Origin of the sequence: Mesorhizobium sp. M0207 (assembly GCF_040321995.1) — a bacterium.
Classification (GTDB): Bacteria; Pseudomonadota; Alphaproteobacteria; order Rhizobiales; family Rhizobiaceae; genus Mesorhizobium.
The window spans coordinates 398,047-414,818 of record NZ_JAMYSQ010000001.1 but is presented as its reverse complement, the minus strand read 5'-3'; the positions used below and the strand labels follow the sequence as shown (position 1 = coordinate 414,818).

Genomic DNA, 16,772 nt, shown 5'->3' with positions numbered 1-16,772 from the left:
CGTGGTTAATCGCTCATGGATGAGGCCGTCAGTTCGACTGCGTGTCGGAGCCGTAAATATCAAAGTCGAAGTACTTCTTCGAAATCTCGTCATATTTGCCGTTGGCGCGGATGGCCTTGATACCGGCGTTGATCTTTTCCTTCAACTCGGTGTCTTCCTTGCGGACGCCGGCGCCGACGCCGGGCCCGAGAATGGCCAGATCCGGCGCGACCATGCCTTTCAGATCGCAGCATTGCTTGCCCTGGTCCGATTTCAGGAAGGCGTCGAGGGCGATGGAATCGGCCTGCACCGCGTCGACCCGGCCGGCGGCAAGATCCTGGTTGGCCTCGTCCTGGGTCTGGTATTCCTTGATTTCCGCCAAGTCGGCGAAGTGCTTCTTGGCGTAGTCGGCGTGTACGGTCGAGACCTGGACGCCGATGATCTTGCCCTTGAGGTCCTCCGGTGTCGAGCCGAACTTCTGGTCCTTCGGCCCGATGATCGCAGTCGGGGTGTTGTAATATTTGTCGGAGAAGTCGATCGTCTTCTTGCGTTCGTCGGTGATCGACATCGAGCTGGCGATGACGTCGATCTTCTTGGTCGTCAACGCCGGGATGATGCCGTCCCAGGCGACCGGCGTGATGACGCAGTCGAGCTTCTCTTCGGCGCAGACAGCGTCGATGAATTCGATTTCCCAACCGACCCATTTGCCGGAAGCATCCGGCGAGGTGAACGGCGGATAGGGCTCGGCAGCGACACCGATCTTGACCGGATCGGCCTTGGCCACGCCCATGGCGGCAACGCCAACCAGCAGCGCTGCGGCAAAGGTCTTGAGAATAATCTTCATCGTCATGACTCCCAGTTTTGTTGTTGTTCCCGGTTTTCGTCCGCCCACAGTTTAACTGATGTTGCGGATGAACTGCTTCAGCCTTTCGGATTTTGGTGCGCCGAAGATCTGTTCCGGCGGCCCTTCTTCCTCGACCAGCCCGTTATGGAGGTAAACGACGTGCGTCGCGACCTCGCGGGCAAACTTCATCTCATGGGTGACCAGCACCATGGTGCGGCCTTCGCGCGCCAGGTCGCCGATCACCTTCAGCACCTCGCCGACGAGTTCCGGGTCGAGCGCCGAAGTCGGCTCATCGAACAGCATGACGCGCGGATTGATGGCCAGCGCCCTGGCGATCGCGGCGCGCTGCTGTTGGCCGCCCGACAGATAGGCAGGATAGACGTCGCGTTTTTCGGCCAAGCCAACGCGGGCGAGCAATTTTTCCGCCTCGCCGATCGCCACATCGCGCTTGACGCCGAGCACATGCACGGGAACCTCGATGACGTTCTCGATCAACGTCATGTGGCTCCACAGATTGAAGTTCTGGAAGACCATGCCAAGCTTGGAGCGGATGCGTTCGATCTGCTTGCGGTCTGCGGGCACGGTGTGGCCGTAGCTGTCGGCCTTCAGCTTTATCTCTTCGCCATTGACCCGGATAATGCCGCTGGTCGGGTTCTCCAGGCAGTTGATGCAGCGCAGCAGCGTCGATTTGCCCGAGCCGCTGCCGCCAATGATGGCGATCACCTCGCCATCGCGCGCCGACAGCGAAACGCCCTTCAATACATGCAGCTTGCCGAAATTCTTGTGCAGGTTCTCGACGTGGATGGCTTCGGCAGCGCCGTTCTGCGCCGTATGCTTCAGGGCAGTGGCCGGCGCTGTCATCGTCGCGGTGCCCCGCGGAGCAGCCGAGGCAGTGCTTGCTGGAATTTTTTACCCATTACCCGTCACTGGACAGCGTTCCGATTCTCAAGATGGACCGTTCCGCTTGTCTCCGTCAACCGCAGTTTTTTGGACCATTGATCACCGCCTGCCGAGTGGCTATTGGCAGGAGGGGCGCGTTTCAGGAGAATTTAGTGGGCAAAGCATACGGGTCGCAGTCGATGGCCGGGACGCTGCAGCGCGTGCTGATGCGCTCCGCTGCCGGCGCCATGCGTCGGGCCGAAGCGCTGGAGTGGCACTATGGCCCAGGCTTCGATCCGCAAAAAGCGGCGGTCCAGCATGATGCGCTGGCCAGGCTGATTTCGGCCTCAGGCGCTGAGATCGAATGGCTGAGTGACGCCGACGACGGGCTTGCCGATTCGGTTTTTACCCACGATCCGTCGCTGATGACCGATCATGGCGCGGTCATCCTTGCCATGGGCAAGGCGCTGCGCCGGCCCGAGCCCAGCCTCCACGAGGCAGCCTATGGGCGCATGGGCATCCCCATCCTCGGCCGTATCGAGGCTCCCGGCCAGGTCGAGGGCGGCGACTGCGTGTGGGTGGATGCAAACACGCTGGCCATCGGCCGCGGCGTGCGCACCAATCAGCACGGCATCCAGCAGCTCTCCAACCTGCTTTCGCCCAAGGGCATCCAGGTCTATGGCTTCGACCTGCCGCTCTGGCAAGGCGAGGAGGCCTGCCTGCACCTGATGTCGGTGATCAGCCCGCTCGCCGACGATCTGGCGCTGGTCTATGCGCCCCTCCTGCCGGTCGCCTTCCGTCAGATGCTGCGCGAACGCGGCATTCGGCTGGTCGACGGCGATGCCGACGAATTCTTCGCCTCGAATGGGCTCAGCCTCAATGTCCTGCCGACCGCGCCGCGCCAGGTTATCGCCGTTGCCGGTTTTCCGAAGACGGGGGCTGCCATGCAGGGCGCTGGCTGTACGGTCTCGACATTCGAGGCCGATGCGCTGTGCATTGCCTGCGAGGGCGGCCCGACCTGCCTCACACGCCCGGTGCTAAGACAATGACGACCATCGGCGAAGCGCTCATCACCTTGCTCGAAGCGCACGGCGTCGACATCGTCTTCGGCATTCCCGGCGTGCACACGGTCGAGCTCTACCGCGGGCTGGCGCGGTCGAAGATCCGTCACATCACGCCGCGCCACGAGCAGGGCGCCGGCTTCATGGCTGACGGCTATGCGCGCGCCAGCGGCAGGCCGGGTATCGCCTTCGTCATCACCGGGCCGGGGCTGACCAACACCATCACCGCCATGGGCCAGGCGCGCGCCGATTCGGTGCCGATGCTGGTAATCTCGGGCGTCAACGCCACACCGACGCTGGGCAAAGGCCTTGGCCATCTGCATGAACTGCCGGACCAGCGCGGCATGATGGAGAAGGTGGCGCTGTTTTCGCACCGTGTCACCGAGGCCGGCGAACTGCCCGGCGTGCTCGCCCGCGCCTTTGCGCTGTTTTCATCCTCGCGTCCGGGTCCCGTGCATATTGAGATCCCGACCGATGTCATGACCATGCCGGCCAACGGCATCGTGCCGCTGCTGCGGAATTCAGCGCCGCCCGAGCCGGATGTAGCGGCGATTGCCGAGGCGGCAAGGCTATGCGCGTCTGCCCGCCGGCCGCTTATCCTTGCCGGCGGCGGCGCCAAAGCTGCCGAAGCGCCGTTGCAGCGCCTGGCCGAGAGGTTGGGAGCGCCGGTCGTCCAGACTGCCAATGCGCGCGGCCTGCTCTATCGCCATCCGCTTGGCGTGCCGGCCAGCCCCAGCCTGAAGGCGGTGCGTGCGCTGATGGCCGGCGCCGACCTGGTCATTGCCGCTGGCACCGAATTCGGTCCGACCGACTATGATGGCTATGGCGACGGCGGTTTTGTCCTGCCTGCCAATCTGATCCGCATCGACATCGGCGCCGACCAGCTTGCCCGCCGGCCGGCTCGGATTTCGATCCAGGCCGATTGCGGTGCAGCGCTCGAGGCGCTGCGTGCCGAACTCGGCACGGGCCAGGCGCAATCGGTCGACGGCGCCGCTCGCGCCGCCGCGACGCGGCAAGCGGCCTTTGCCGAGATCGGCCCGGCTATGCAGGCGCAATTGCGCGCCGTCGAGACGATCCGCGATGCGCTGCCTGGCGCGATCATCGTCGGCGATTCGACCCAGCCGGTCTACGCCGCTAACCTCTATTACGATCACGACCGGCCGGGCGGCTGGTTCAACGCCGCCACCGGCTTCGGCGCGCTCGGCTATGGCCCGCCGGCGGCGATCGGTGCCGTCCTTGCCAGGCCTGAGGCGCCGGTCGTTTGCCTCACCGGCGACGGCGGCTTCCAGTTCACCCTGCCGGAACTGGGCGCCGCGCTCGACGCGGCGGCGCCGGTGATCTTCGCCGTCTGGAACAATCGTGGCTACCGCGAGATCGAAACCTCGATGCTCGACGTCGGCGTCGAGCCGGTCGGCGTCTCCCCGGCACCGCCGGATTTCTGCAAATTGGCCGAAGCGTACGGCATTGCCGCCGAGCGGATTTCCGGCACCGGCGGCTTGGCGGACGCGCTTGGGCGCGCGCGGGCGACTGGACGACCTTACGTCATCGAGATTTCGGTTGAGTGATCGCGCGAAAGGCGCGACCTTCCGCATCGGCGGCGCGCAATGACGGAGCGGTCGAATATGACGGAAACACTGGACGGCAGACATATCGTGGTGACCGGCGGCACCGGTGCCCTTGGCGGCGCGGTCGTAGGAAAACTGCTGGAGCAGGGCGCGATCTGCCATGTGCCCAATGCCCACGCTGCCGCGCCTGCGCATTTTCCCTTTCCGGCGCATGACCGCGTCAGGCTGGCGCACAATGTCGACCTTGCCGATCCTGCCAAGGTCGACGCCTTCTATGCCAGCGTTCCAGATCTATGGGCATCGGTGCATCTGGCCGGCGGCTTCACCGCGGCGCCGGTCGAGAAGATCGAGCCCGCCTCCTTCGCCGAGATGATGGACACCAACGCCCGCACTACCTTTCTGTGCTGCCGCGCGGCGATACGCTCGATGCTGGGATCTTCCGTGCCGGGTCGCATCGTCAATGTCACCGCGCGAGCCGGGCTCGATCCGCGGCGCGGCTCCGGCAAGGTGGCCTACGCCGCCGCCAAGGCGGCAGTCGCCGCGATGACCGTGGCGATAGCCGAAGAGCTGAAGGGCAACGGCATCCTGGTCAACGCCGTGGCGCCTTCGACGCTCGACACGCCGGCCAACCGGGCTGACATGCCGAACGCAGATTTCAGCAGATGGGTCAGCCTTGAAGCGGCGGCCGAGGCCATTGCCTACCTTGCCTCGCCGGCCAACATGGCGATCAGCGGCACGCTGGTGCCACTCTACGGCCGGGCCTGAGCCTGCGGTCCGTTCGCAAGCAAAGGGTCACAAGCAAAAGCCCCGCCGGATCGTTCCGGCGGGGCTTTTTGTTTCGTTTTATAACCCGCGCGAGGCGCGGTGTTGGCTTAGCTGCCCTGCTTCTTCAGCGCAGCACCCAAAATATCGCCCAGCGAAGCGCCGGAATCGGTTGAGCCGTACTGAGCGACCGCTTCCTTCTCTTCGGCGATTTCCAGCGCCTTGATCGAGACCTGCAGCTTGCGGGTCTTCTTGTCGAAGGCGATGACGCGGGCGTCGACTTTCTGGCCGACGGTGAAGCGCTCGGGGCGCTGCTCGTCGCGGTCACGGCTGAGGTCGGAGCGCTTGATGAAGGTCTCGATGCCGCTGTCGACCAGCCGCACTTCCAGACCGCCATCCTTCACGCCGATAACCTCGCAGGTGACGACTGCGTTCTTGCGCAGTTCGCCTGACGTCGCTGCTTCGCCGACCGTATCCTTGGCCAGCTGCTTGATGCCGAGCGAGATGCGTTCCTTGTCTATGTCGACGTCGAGCACCTGCGCCTTGACCATGTCACCGCGATTGTACTCCTCGATCACCTGCTCGCCCGGACGGGTCCAGTCGAGGTCGGAAAGGTGGACCATGCCGTCGACGTCGCCTTCGAGGCCGATGAACAGGCCGAACTCGGTCTTGTTCTTGACCTCACCCTCCACCTGGCTTCCGACCGGATGGCTGCGCGCGAAGGCCTCCCACGGGTTCTCCAGCGTCTGCTTGAGGCCGAGCGAGATGCGGCGCTTGGCCGGATCGACCTCGAGCACCACCACGTCGACTTCCTGCGTCGTCGACAGGATCTTGCCGGGATGCACGTTCTTCTTGGTCCACGACATTTCCGAAACGTGGATGAGGCCTTCGATGCCCGGCTCCAGCTCGACGAACGCGCCGTAGTCGGTGATGTTGGTGACGGTACCCTTGATCTTCTTGCCGATCGGGAACTTGGTGCCGATCTCGGACCACGGATCGCTCTCGAGCTGCTTCATGCCGAGCGAGATGCGGTGGGTTTCCTGGTTAATGCGGATGATCTGCACCTTGACCGTCTGGCCGATATTGAGGATTTCGGTCGGATGGTTGACGCGGCGCCATGCCATGTCGGTGACGTGCAGCAGGCCGTCGATGCCGCCGAGGTCGACGAACGCACCATAGTCGGTGATGTTCTTGACGACGCCTTCGACCACCTGGCCTTCTTCGAGATTCTGCACGATTTCCGAACGCTGTTCGGCGCGGCTTTCCTCAAGCACGGTGCGGCGCGACACCACGATGTTGCCGCGGCGGCGATCCATCTTGAGGATCTCGAAGGGCTGCGGGTTGTGCATCAGCGGCGAGACGTCGCGGATCGGACGAATATCGACCTGGCTGCGCGGCAGGAAGGCCACGGCACCGTCGAGGTCGACGGTGAAGCCGCCCTTGACCTGGTTGAAGATGACGCCTTCGACGCGTTCGCCCTTGGTAAATTTCTCCTCGAGACGGACCCAGCTCTCTTCGCGGCGGGCCTTTTCACGCGACAGCATGGCTTCGCCAAGCGCGTTCTCGATACGCTCGACATAGACCTCGACCGTGTCGCCGACCTTGAGCGTCGTGTCCTTGCCCTTGACGCCGAATTCCTTCAGCGGCACGCGGCCTTCGACCTTGAGGCCAACGTCGATGATGGCCATGTCCTTTTCAATGGCAGTGATGATGCCCTTGACGACCTGGCCTTCGCCGGAATGGCCGGCGGAAAATGATTCTTCGAGCAGGCTCGCGAAATCATCGCGAGTGGGATTTGCAACTGACATAGTTTCTCCTGGAATGCCCCGCAATCTGTCGCGGGGCGGGCGCCGTGGGTTAGCGTTGCGTTGGCCTGCCGGCGTTCCGGGCAAAAAGCCCTCGGCCGCCCTTGAGCGGCAATTCCGGCGCATGAAGAATGCTGACAGGCTGGTTCATGCCCGATATGGGAATTCTTTTTGTCGCCGGCAATCGGCGGCGGCAGGAAAACCCGGCTCAGGCTTCGTTTCTCTTGGCCAGGACATCGTCGATGATCGCCCGAGCTGCCAGAAACGCGGCTTCTATAGCCATTTCCGACGTGTCGAGCAAGTGCGCATCGGCGGCCGGCTTCAAGGGTGAGTCCATGCGGCCCATATCGCGCTCGTCGCGGCGCACGATATCGGCAAGGATTTCGTCGAAATTGGCAGTGCCGCCGATGCTCTCGATTTCATCCAGCCGCCGCTTTGCCCGCACCTCGGCACTTGCCGTGACATAGAGTTTTACGTCGGCATCGGGACAGACGACGGTGCCGATGTCGCGGCCGTCGAGCACCGCGCCAGGCGGTGTTCTTGCGAAGTCGCGCTGTTTCTCGACCAGGATGCGCCGCACCGACGGGATCACTGCCACTTTCGAAGCCGCCTCGCCAACGGCGTGTGCCGAAAGCACTGCGCGGTCGAGCTTTGCCAGATCGACCTGCCCGGCCGCGGTTTCAGCGGCCGAAACATTGTCGAGCGGCAGGCCGAGCCGGAGCAGCGCATGCGCCACCGCGCGATAGGTAAGGCCGGTATCGAGCAGGTTCAGCCGGTAATGGTCGGCGAGCCGTCGGGCGAGGGTGCCTTTGCCGGCGCCGGCAGGGCCGTCGATGGCGATGGTGAAGGTTGGGGTCATTGGCCGCCCACCGGAATCGAAAAGCGCAATGATCCAGCTAGGCGTGGCGATCCTTCGCGCCCCCCTCTGTCCTGCCGGACATCTCCCCCACTCGGGGGGAGATCGGCGGCCATCGCGGCTTTCGCCAATTGTCTACGTCGCAGGATTGAGCGGAGCGCCGAAGCTGCCAATCTCCCTCCTTGTGGGGGAGATGTCCGGCAGGACAGAGGGGGGCGCTGTCCCGCCGACGTTCCAGTTTGGCCCCAACCCCCAAGGCTATTGATTGCCATCAAGCTACTCGATCTCCGCCCCAAGCCCCTTCATCAGCCCCATAAACTCCGGAAAACTCGTTGCGATCATCGCCTGATCGTCGATGGTCACCGGTTTTTCCGTCGCCAGCCCCATCACCAGAAAGCTCATGGCGATGCGGTGGTCGAGATGGGTCTGGACGATGGTGCCCTGTCCGTTGGGATGCTGGCCGAGGCCCTTGCCGCCGGGTTTTCCGCGCACGACAAGCGAGGCCTCGCCCTCGGTGCAGTCGACGCCGTTGAGCTTCAGCCCGTTGGCGACCGCCGACAGCCGGTCGGATTCCTTCACGCGCAGCTCTTCCAGCCCGAGCATCAGCGTTTCGCCCTCGGCGAAGCTCGCCGCCACGGCAAGCACCGGATACTCGTCGATCATGGTCGGCGCCCGTTCGGGCGGCACGGTGACGCCCTTCAGCTCGGAATAGCGCACGCGCAGATCGGCGACATCCTCGCCGCCTTCGTTGCGCGGATCGATTATGTCGATGCGCGCGCCCATTTCCTGCAGCGTCAACAGAAGTCCGGTGCGGGTCGGGTTCATCAGCACGTTTTCGATTGTAATGTCCGAGCCGGGCACGATCAGCGCCGCCACCAGCGGGAAGCCGGCCGAGGAGGGGTCGCCAGGCACTGCGATCGTCTGCCCCGTGAGCTTGGCCTGGCCTTCGATGAAAATGTGGCGCACGCCGCGCTCGTCGGTCTCGACCGACAGATTGGCGCCGAACCCCTTGAGCATCTTTTCGGTGTGGTCGCGCGTCATAACCGGCTCGATGACGGTGGTGATGCCCGGCGTGTTCAGCCCAGCCAGCAGCACCGCCGACTTGACCTGTGCCGATGCCATCGGCACGCGGTAGGTGATCGGAGCGGCGTGCTTGGGCCCGTGCAGCGTGATCGGCATGCGGTCGCCGGGCGTCGCCTTCAGCACCTGCACGCCCATCTGGCGGAGCGGCTCGAGCACCCGGCCCATCGGCCGGCCGGACAGCGAGGCGTCGCCGATGAAGGTGGTTTCCATGTCATAGGTGCCGACCAGGCCCATGGTGAGGCGTGAGCCGGTGCCGGCATTGCCGAAATCGAGCGGGCCTTCCGGCTGCAGCAGCGCGCCGTTGCCGGTACCGCGGATCACCCACTCAGCGCCATGCTTCTCGATATGGGCGCCCATGGCCTTCATGGCAGCGCCCGTACGCATCACATCCTCGCCTTCCAGCAGCCCGGTGATGCGGGTTTCGCCGGAGGCCAGGCCACCGAACATGAACGAGCGGTGCGAGATCGACTTGTCGCCCGGCACCCGTGCCGCGCCTGAAAGGCCAGATGATTTGCGGGCGGTGGCCTGCTTCGGGGCGGCAGTGTGCGACATGGTTCTTTCCTGGAAACGCCGGCGGCCGGCCATTTTCTGCTGGTTTGCGGGGTCTCCTATCATGGCGTGCCGAAATGGTCATCCCCTTGGTATGAAGGCCTTCGAATTGAAGCTTTTTGGGACGCCGGCTTTTCGCTTTGACAGCGCCGTAAACTCTGGTTAAGGGGACCAAACTTTCATCGACGAGGCTTGCTGTGGCAAAACCCGAACTTGGCACCAAACGCATCGACCCGGAGACAGGTCGAAAATTCTATGACTTGAACAAGGACCCGATCGTCTCGCCTTACACGGGCAAGAGCTATCCGCGCTCCTATTTCGAAGAAGGCAAGATCGCCGCCCTCGAGGAGGAAGAGGAAGTTGCCGAGAAGGAAGTGGACGCCGAGGAGGAAGAGGGCGTCGAGGTCGTCTCGCTCGAAGAGGCGGACGAGGACGCGAAGGCCGACGAGCTTCCCGATCTCGGCGATGACGAAGACGACGTTGACCTTGGCGATGACGAGGATGACACGTTCCTCGCCGACGAGGAGGAAGAAGACGACGACGTTGCCGACATGATCGGCGTCGGCGAAGACGACGACGAAGTCTGAGCGAACCGCATTCGCCGGCTTTCGCGGCGCTGCTTAGAAAAAGCGGTTCTTGAAGGCTTGATATTGACTGAAGGCGGGGTTAGAAGCCGCCTTCACTAACGGCGCGGTCTAGAACCCGCGCCGGATCTCTTCGCCGGAAACGGCGCCGGTGAACTGCCGGAGTGGGGCCATAGCTCAGTTGGGAGAGCGCTTGAATGGCATTCAAGAGGTCGTCGGTTCGATTCCGATTGGCTCCACCAGTTCTCTCCGCGAAAATCAGCAGAACGGCCGCCCCGCCCGCCGGGCTGGCCGCCGCCTATCGCAGAACCTAGCTGAGACTAGTTAATCGGCCGCCCGGCTTGGGCTCGCCGATCCATTCAGAAGTAATGAGCCCGTGCCCGGTCTGTGCATATTTCTGGCTGTGGTTTGAACCGCGAGCACCGGTCTGGACCAGGCCGCGGGCTGAAATGACCGCTGCGCAAAACTCCGTTACTTGTTGCAGTTCTGCATATCCGACGTCATGGCGCCGCTGGGGGTATTGTTGTCGGTATCGCTGCTCGCCGTATCCTTACAGCGGTCCTCCATACCGTTTGTCTGCGGCGTGGTGGCGTTCGTTACGTTCGGATCGATCGTGTTCGGGGTAGTTGCGCTGCCGGTCCCGGTGTTGCCGCCGGAAGTGCCTGTGTTGACGCCGGTATTGCCATCGGCGCTACCGGTCCCGGAGCCCATGGATTGTGCCATGGCAGATGTGGCCAGGCCGATAGCAAGTAGGGATGCAGAGAGAATTTTCATCATCTTAGTGTCTCCATCGAGTTGCATCGCTGGATCGCGATCTATACCAACGAGAGTTTTTTCGAGATGTTCCGTTGGGCAGAAATATTGATCGATACAATCATTATGGATCTTTGTTGCTCGTCGTTTCGTGAATGCGGCTGCGAAATTCCTGCCGCATAGCGGCAATTTCGTCTGGAACCAAATCGAGCATGCCGCGTTCTTGCGCTTGCGGGGAGTTGTGTCGGCCGCAGGGGACAGTTTCACCAGGACATTCAAGAAATCCGTGAGCTGGGAGGGGCGCTGTGAGCGTGCTTGCATCCACAAGGCAATTGGACCGTCGTCAAATACTGAACGCGCTGAAGGCTTTTCGGAGCGGTGATTTCTCCGTTCGTATCGACAATGTCTACGCCGGCCTTGATTCCGAGATCGCCGACACCTTCAACGAAATCGTAGAACTCAACGATCAGGTCACGCGCGAGTTCGAACGCCTCAGCAAGGTCGTCGGCAAGGATGGCCGGATCGGCGAACGCGGCCGTGTCCGCAACGCCACCGGCAGTTGGGAATCGAGCGTCCGTTCCGTCAACGATCTGATCGAGGACATGGTTCAGCCGACGGCCGAAGTGGCGCGCGTCATCGGCGCGGTGGCCAAGGGTGACCTGTCGCAGACGATGATGGTCGAAATCGACGGCCGGCAGCTGCGCGGCGAGTTTCTGCGCATCGGCAAGATCGTCAACACCATGGTCGGGCAACTGGCCTCCTTCGCCTCGGAAGTGACGCGCGTGGCGCGCGAGGTCGGCACCGAAGGCAAGCTGGGCGGCCAGGCTCGCGTGAAAGGTGTGGCCGGAACCTGGAAGGACCTGACCGACAACGTCAACGCCATGGCGACGAACCTGACCGGGCAGGTGCGCAACATCGCCGAGGTGACGACCGCCGTCGCTTCCGGCGACCTGTCGAAGAAGATTACCGTCGACGTGAAAGGCGAAATCCTCGAACTCAAGAACACCATCAACACGATGGTCGACCAGCTCAATTCCTTCGCCTCGGAAGTGACGCGCGTCGCGCGCGAAGTCGGTACAGAAGGCAAGCTCGGCGGTCAGGCGCGCGTCGAAGGTGTCGGCGGCACCTGGAAGGACCTGACCGACAACGTGAACCTGATGGCCGAAAATCTGACAGGCCAGGTGCGCAATATCGCCGAGGTGACCACGGCCGTGGCGCTTGGCGACCTGTCGAAGAAAATCACGGTCGACGTCAAGGGCGAGATCCTGGAGCTGAAATCGACGATCAACACCATGGTCGACCAGCTGAACTCATTTGCCGGCGAAGTGACGCGTGTCGCCCGCGAGGTCGGTACCGAGGGCAAGCTCGGCGGCCAGGCTCAGGTGCGCGGCGTCGCCGGCACCTGGAAGGACTTGACCGACAACGTCAATTCGATGGCCGAGAACCTGACCGGCCAGGTCCGCAACATCGCCGAGGTGACGACTGCGGTCGCTTCGGGCGACTTGTCGAAGAAGATCACCGTCGCCGTGCAGGGCGAAATCCTCGAGCTCAAGGACACCATCAACACGATGGTCGACCAGCTCAATTCCTTCGCCTCGGAAGTGACGCGTGTGGCGCGCGAGGTCGGAACCGAAGGCAAGCTCGGCGGCCAGGCCGAGGTGAAGGGCGTCGGCGGCACCTGGAAGGACCTGACCGATAACGTCAACCTGATGGCCGCCAACCTGACCGGCCAGGTCCGCAACATCGCCGAGGTGACGACCGCCGTTGCCCGCGGCGACCTGTCGAAGAAGATCACCGTCGACGTCAAGGGCGAAATCCTCGAGCTCAAGGACACCGTCAACACGATGGTCGATCAGCTCAATTCCTTCGCCTCGGAAGTGACGCGTGTGGCGCGCGAAGTGGGGTCGGAGGGCAAGCTCGGCGGTCAGGCGCATGTCGAGGGCGTCGGCGGCACCTGGAAAGATTTGACCGACAACGTCAATGCCATGGCCGGCAATCTGACCGTGCAATTACGCGACGTCTCCAAGGTAGCAACCGCGATTGCGACCGGCGACCTGACCCAGAAGATCACCGTCGATGCATTGGGCGAGATCCTGCAGATCAAGGACGTCATCAATACGATGGTCGACCAGCTGAATTCCTTCGCCTCCGAGGTGACGCGCGTGGCGCGCGAAGTCGGTTCGGACGGCAAGCTCGGCGGCCAGGCGCAGGTGCGCGGCGTTGCCGGTACCTGGAAAGACCTGACCGACAACGTCAATGCGATGGCCGCCAATCTGACCGGCCAGGTGCGCAACATCGCCGAGGTGACGACGGCAGTGGCGCTGGGCGACCTGTCGAAGAAGATCACCGTCGATGTGCGCGGCGAGATCCTCGAGCTGAAGGACACCATCAATACGATGGTCGACCAGCTGAATTCCTTTGCCTCGGAGGTGACGCGCGTGGCGCGCGAGGTCGGCACCGAAGGCAAGCTCGGCGGCCAGGCGCAGGTGCGCGGCGTTGCCGGCACCTGGAAGGATCTGACCGACAATGTGAATTCGATGGCCGAGAACCTGACCGGCCAGGTCCGCAACATCGCCGAGGTGACCACCGCTGTGGCGCGCGGCGACCTGTCGAAGAAGATCACCGTCGACGTCAAGGGCGAGATCCTGGAGCTGAAATCGACGATCAACACCATGGTCGACCAGCTGAACTCCTTTGCCGGCGAAGTGACGCGTGTCGCCCGCGAGGTCGGCACCGAGGGCAAGCTCGGCGGCCAGGCGCGGGTCGAGGGCGTCGCCGGCACCTGGAAGGACCTGACCGACAACGTCAATCTGATGGCGACGAACCTGACCAACCAGGTGCGCGGCATCGCCGATGTCGTGACCGCGGTCGCGCAAGGCAATCTCAAGCGCAAGCTGACGGTCGATGCCAAGGGCGAGATCGCCTCGCTCGCCGACACCATCAACGGCATGATCGAGACGCTGGCGACCTTCGCCGACCAGGTGACCAACGTCGCCCGCGAAGTGGGCATCGAAGGCAAGCTCGGCGGCCAGGCCCGGGTGCCCGGCGCTGCCGGCCTTTGGCGCGACCTGACCGACAACGTCAATCAGCTCGCGGCCAACCTGACCACCCAGGTGCGCGCCATCGCCGAGGTGTCGACGGCGGTGACCAAGGGCGATCTGACCCGCTCGATCAGCGTCCAGGCCTCCGGCGAGGTGGCGGCGCTGAAAGACAACATCAACGAGATGATCCGCAATCTGAAGGACCAGACGCTGAAGAATGCCGAGCAGGACTGGCTGAAGACCAATCTCGCCCGCTTCTCGCGCATGCTGCAGGGCGAGCGTGACCTGGCCACGGTCTCGCGCCTCATCATGTCCGAACTCGCCCCGCTGGTGAATGCGCAATATGGCGTGTTCTATGTGACCAACCGCGACGAGGATGAATTCTATCTGGAGCTCGCCGCCTCCTATGGCGCCGAAAGCAAGGCGGAAATCAAGCAACGCCTCGATCTGCGTGAAGGGCTTGTCGGGCAGAGTGCCGCCGACAAGCGCGCCATCATGCTGGACAATGTGCCGCCGAATTTCCTGCGCGTTACCTCCGGCCTTGGCAATGCCGCGCCGGCGAACGTGATCATTCTTCCGGCTCTGTTCGAGGACGAGGTGAAGGCCGTCATCGAACTCGCCTCGTTCAGCGAATTCCGCGACACGCACCAGTCCTTCCTCAACCAGCTGATGGAATCCGTCGGCATCGTTCTCAACACCATCGCCGCCACCATGCGCACCGAAGGCCTGCTCAAGCAGTCGCAGCTGCTGACCTCGGAATTGCAGGCGCGTCAGACCGAACTGACCAAGAAGCAGGAGGAGCTGCACGCCACCAACGAGGAGCTGCAGGAAAAGGCGCAGCTGCTCGAGAACGAAAAGAAGCAGGTGGAGAACAAGAACCTGGAAATCGAGATGGCGCGGCGGGCGCTGGAGGAGAAGGCCGAGCAGCTGGCGCTTACCTCGAAATACAAGTCGGAATTCCTCGCCAATATGAGCCACGAACTGCGCACGCCGCTGAACTCGCTGCTCATCCTTTCAAACCTGCTCGCAACCAACCAGCAGGGCAATCTCAACGACAAGCAGGTCGAGTTCGCGCGCACCATCAATTCGGCCGGCACCGACCTTTTGAGCCTGATCAACGACATCCTCGACCTGTCGAAGATCGAATCGGGCACCGTCTCGATCGACATCAACGACATGCCGGTGGTGCATCTTCGCCAGCACATGGAGCGAACCTTCCGGCTACTGGCGACCGACAAGGGACTTGGCTTCACCATCAACGTCGATCCCGAGCTTCCGGAGACCGTCCGCACCGACGAGAAGCGATTGCAGCAAATCGTGCTCAACCTTTTGTCGAACGCGTTCAAGTTCACCTCGCAAGGCGAGGTCCGCTTGAATTTCCGGGCCGAAAAGGCGGGCCGTCACAACGGTTCGGCGCAACCCATGGAGGCGCTCGCGATCGTCGTCAGCGATACCGGCATCGGTATTCCGCAGGACAAGCAGAAGCTGATCTTCGAAGCCTTCCAGCAGGCCGACGGCACCACAAGCCGCAAATATGGCGGCACTGGGCTTGGGCTTTCGATCAGCCGGGAGATTGCCCGGCTGCTTGGCGGCGAATTGAGGGTCGAGAGCACGCCGGGCAAGGGTTCGACGTTCACTCTGGTCATTCCATTCGACGGACCCCGGATGGCCTTGGCCCCGCAAGCGGCGTTGCTGCCGGCGATGGAGGTGGCCGCGACGACGGCGCAGCCGAGCCCGCCGTCCTCCGAATTGCTCGATGACCGCGACACGATCTCGTCGGAAGATCGGGTCGTGCTGATCGTCGAGGACGATCCGACCTTCGGCGGTTTGCTGCTCGGCCTTGCACGTTCGGCCGGGCTGAAAGGCGTCCTGTCGACCGCGGGCTCCGGCACGCTGGCTTTGGCACGCAAGCTGGTTCCCGACGCGATTACGCTCGATCTCGGACTATCGGATATCGACGGCTGGGTGTTGTTCGATCTGCTTCGCCATGACCCGAAAACCAAGGACATTCCCGTTCATGTCATCTCGGGCGCCGAAGACATCGAGGTGCTTGCCCGCAAGGGTGCATCCAGCATTTCAACCAAGCCCGTATCGTCGGACGAACTGATGAAGGTCTTCCACGACATTCATTCCAGAAAGCTCCGCGTCCAGCGCCGCGTCCTGATTGCCGATCCCGATCCCGAGCGCCGCCTTTCGCTGATCGACGCGATTCGCGACGGCGTCACCTCGGTCATGGCGATCGGCCGCGTCGCCGCGAATGCGGACGATATCGGCATCGCCGGCTATGATGCCGTTGTGCTCGGCTTTGGCCGCTCGGCCAAGGACAACGCCCAGATGCTGGATGAGATTGCCGTCCTGTTCGGACAGTCGGTGTCGCGGCTGCTGTTCTTTGCGCCTCATCCGGAAGCGCTGCAACAGTCGCTTGCCTTGCATCCGGCATTGGCAGACGTTCCCCGGGCGGAGAATTTCGCGCAGCTGGCTCTCCTGATATCCGCGACGCTCCCGGGGCGGGGCCACGACAACAATAGTGCGGCAGCCGAACAGCCGGACAAGTTCGACCTCGCCGGCGCAAAGGTCCTCATCGTCGACGACGACATCCGCAACATCTATTCACTCACCAGCGTTCTCGAGACCTATGACATCCAGGTGCTGCATGCGGAGCGTGGCCGGGAAGGTATCGCGCTTCTGGAGCAGAGCCCGGACATCGATGCGGCACTGATCGATATCATGATGCCGGAAATGGATGGCTACGAGACGATGCGGCAGATCCGCAGCATGCCGGCGATCGCCCATATCCCGTTGATCTCGGTCACAGCCAAGGCAATGAAGGGCGACCGGCAGAAGTGCCTCGACGCCGGCGCCTCCGACTACATCGCCAAGCCTGTCGACCTTGATCTGCTGCTGGCATTGCTGCGTGTCTGGATCGGCCGTTCGCGATCCCGTGTTCATGGTCCGGAAAAGACGCTCATGGCAGTGAACTGACGGCCGCTCGATGCAGAAACTGTCGAGAA

11 protein-coding genes and 1 tRNA gene are annotated in these 16,772 nt (G+C 63.1%); 6 read left to right on the top strand and 6 right to left on the bottom strand.

All coding sequences use genetic code 11. The annotated features are described in order from the left end of the window. Nucleotides 1-28: 28 nt before the first annotated feature. Both NKJ15_RS01880 and NKJ15_RS01875 read right to left on the bottom strand, forming a co-directional pair. Nucleotides 29-823 (bottom strand): transporter substrate-binding domain-containing protein, encoded by a 795-nt coding sequence (locus tag NKJ15_RS01880; RefSeq protein WP_352813855.1) that lies wholly within the window; start codon nucleotides 821-823, stop codon nucleotides 29-31. 51 nt (nucleotides 824-874) lie between these two features. After that, on the bottom strand, nucleotides 875-1,684 hold the full coding sequence (locus NKJ15_RS01875; RefSeq protein ID WP_023676274.1) for an ABC transporter ATP-binding protein: 810 nt from the start codon (nucleotides 1,682-1,684) through the stop codon (nucleotides 875-877). Nucleotides 1,685-1,902: 218 nt separating this feature from the next. Between NKJ15_RS01875 and NKJ15_RS01870 the strand changes: the two genes are divergently transcribed. The 3 genes from NKJ15_RS01870 to NKJ15_RS01860 are packed head-to-tail and all read left to right on the top strand — an operon-like array spanning nucleotide 1,903 to nucleotide 5,093. Beyond that, complete coding sequence (locus tag NKJ15_RS01870; protein ID WP_352814105.1) at nucleotides 1,903-2,751, top strand: dimethylarginine dimethylaminohydrolase family protein; 849 nt, start codon at nucleotides 1,903-1,905, stop codon at nucleotides 2,749-2,751. Continuing rightward, nucleotides 2,748-4,328 (top strand): 5-guanidino-2-oxopentanoate decarboxylase, encoded by a 1,581-nt coding sequence (locus NKJ15_RS01865; RefSeq protein ID WP_352813853.1) that lies wholly within the window; start codon nucleotides 2,748-2,750, stop codon nucleotides 4,326-4,328. The genes NKJ15_RS01870 and NKJ15_RS01865 overlap by 4 nt, the downstream gene beginning before the upstream one ends. A 57-nt stretch (nucleotides 4,329-4,385) precedes the next feature. Further along, the gene (locus tag NKJ15_RS01860) at nucleotides 4,386-5,093 is read left to right on the top strand and encodes an SDR family NAD(P)-dependent oxidoreductase (protein WP_023676277.1); all 708 of its coding nucleotides are present in this window, start codon (nucleotides 4,386-4,388) and stop codon (nucleotides 5,091-5,093) included. Nucleotides 5,094-5,200: 107 nt separating this feature from the next. Here the strand turns inward: NKJ15_RS01860 and rpsA are convergent, their stop codons facing one another. The 3 genes from rpsA to aroA form a co-directional block, all read right to left on the bottom strand. Continuing rightward, the gene (gene rpsA / locus NKJ15_RS01855; RefSeq protein WP_023676278.1) at nucleotides 5,201-6,898 is read right to left on the bottom strand and encodes a 30S ribosomal protein S1; all 1,698 of its coding nucleotides are present in this window, start codon (nucleotides 6,896-6,898) and stop codon (nucleotides 5,201-5,203) included. 205 nt (nucleotides 6,899-7,103) lie between these two features. Then, on the bottom strand, nucleotides 7,104-7,754 hold the full coding sequence (gene cmk, locus NKJ15_RS01850; RefSeq protein WP_352813851.1) for a (d)CMP kinase: 651 nt from the start codon (nucleotides 7,752-7,754) through the stop codon (nucleotides 7,104-7,106). A gap of 273 nt (nucleotides 7,755-8,027) precedes the next feature. Beyond that, nucleotides 8,028-9,386: a 3-phosphoshikimate 1-carboxyvinyltransferase gene (aroA, locus tag NKJ15_RS01845; RefSeq protein ID WP_352769039.1), complete on the bottom strand. Its 1,359-nt coding sequence runs from the start codon at nucleotides 9,384-9,386 to the stop codon at nucleotides 8,028-8,030. Nucleotides 9,387-9,580: 194 nt separating this feature from the next. On the opposite strand from aroA, the gene NKJ15_RS01840 reads away from it, so the two are divergent. Continuing rightward, on the top strand, nucleotides 9,581-9,970 hold the full coding sequence (locus NKJ15_RS01840; protein ID WP_023676282.1) for a TIGR02300 family protein: 390 nt from the start codon (nucleotides 9,581-9,583) through the stop codon (nucleotides 9,968-9,970). Between the two features lie 163 nt (nucleotides 9,971-10,133). Then, nucleotides 10,134-10,209, top strand: a tRNA-Ala gene (locus NKJ15_RS01835). 229 nt (nucleotides 10,210-10,438) lie between these two features. Here the strand turns inward: NKJ15_RS01835 and NKJ15_RS01830 are convergent. Continuing rightward, the gene (locus NKJ15_RS01830; RefSeq protein ID WP_352813850.1) at nucleotides 10,439-10,987 is read right to left on the bottom strand and encodes a hypothetical protein; all 549 of its coding nucleotides are present in this window, start codon (nucleotides 10,985-10,987) and stop codon (nucleotides 10,439-10,441) included. Between the two features lie 44 nt (nucleotides 10,988-11,031). Between NKJ15_RS01830 and NKJ15_RS01825 the strand changes: the two genes are divergently transcribed. Further along, on the top strand, nucleotides 11,032-16,743 hold the full coding sequence (locus tag NKJ15_RS01825; protein WP_352814103.1) for a HAMP domain-containing protein: 5,712 nt from the start codon (nucleotides 11,032-11,034) through the stop codon (nucleotides 16,741-16,743). Nucleotides 16,744-16,772: the final 29 nt, after the last annotated feature.

Coding starts and splice junctions, on each gene's coding strand:
- NKJ15_RS01880 (WP_352813855.1), bottom strand. CDS start 823: ATGAAGATTATTCTCAAGACCTTTGCCGCAGCGCTGCTGGTTGGCGTT.
- NKJ15_RS01875 (WP_023676274.1), bottom strand. CDS start 1,684: ATGACAGCGCCGGCCACTGCCCTGAAGCATACGGCGCAGAACGGCGCT.
- NKJ15_RS01870 (WP_352814105.1), top strand. CDS start 1,903: ATGGCCGGGACGCTGCAGCGCGTGCTGATGCGCTCCGCTGCCGGCGCC.
- NKJ15_RS01865 (WP_352813853.1), top strand. CDS start 2,748: ATGACGACCATCGGCGAAGCGCTCATCACCTTGCTCGAAGCGCACGGC.
- NKJ15_RS01860 (WP_023676277.1), top strand. CDS start 4,386: ATGACGGAAACACTGGACGGCAGACATATCGTGGTGACCGGCGGCACC.
- rpsA (WP_023676278.1), bottom strand. CDS start 6,898: ATGTCAGTTGCAAATCCCACTCGCGATGATTTCGCGAGCCTGCTCGAA.
- cmk (WP_352813851.1), bottom strand. CDS start 7,754: ATGACCCCAACCTTCACCATCGCCATCGACGGCCCTGCCGGCGCCGGC.
- aroA (WP_352769039.1), bottom strand. CDS start 9,386: ATGTCGCACACTGCCGCCCCGAAGCAGGCCACCGCCCGCAAATCATCT.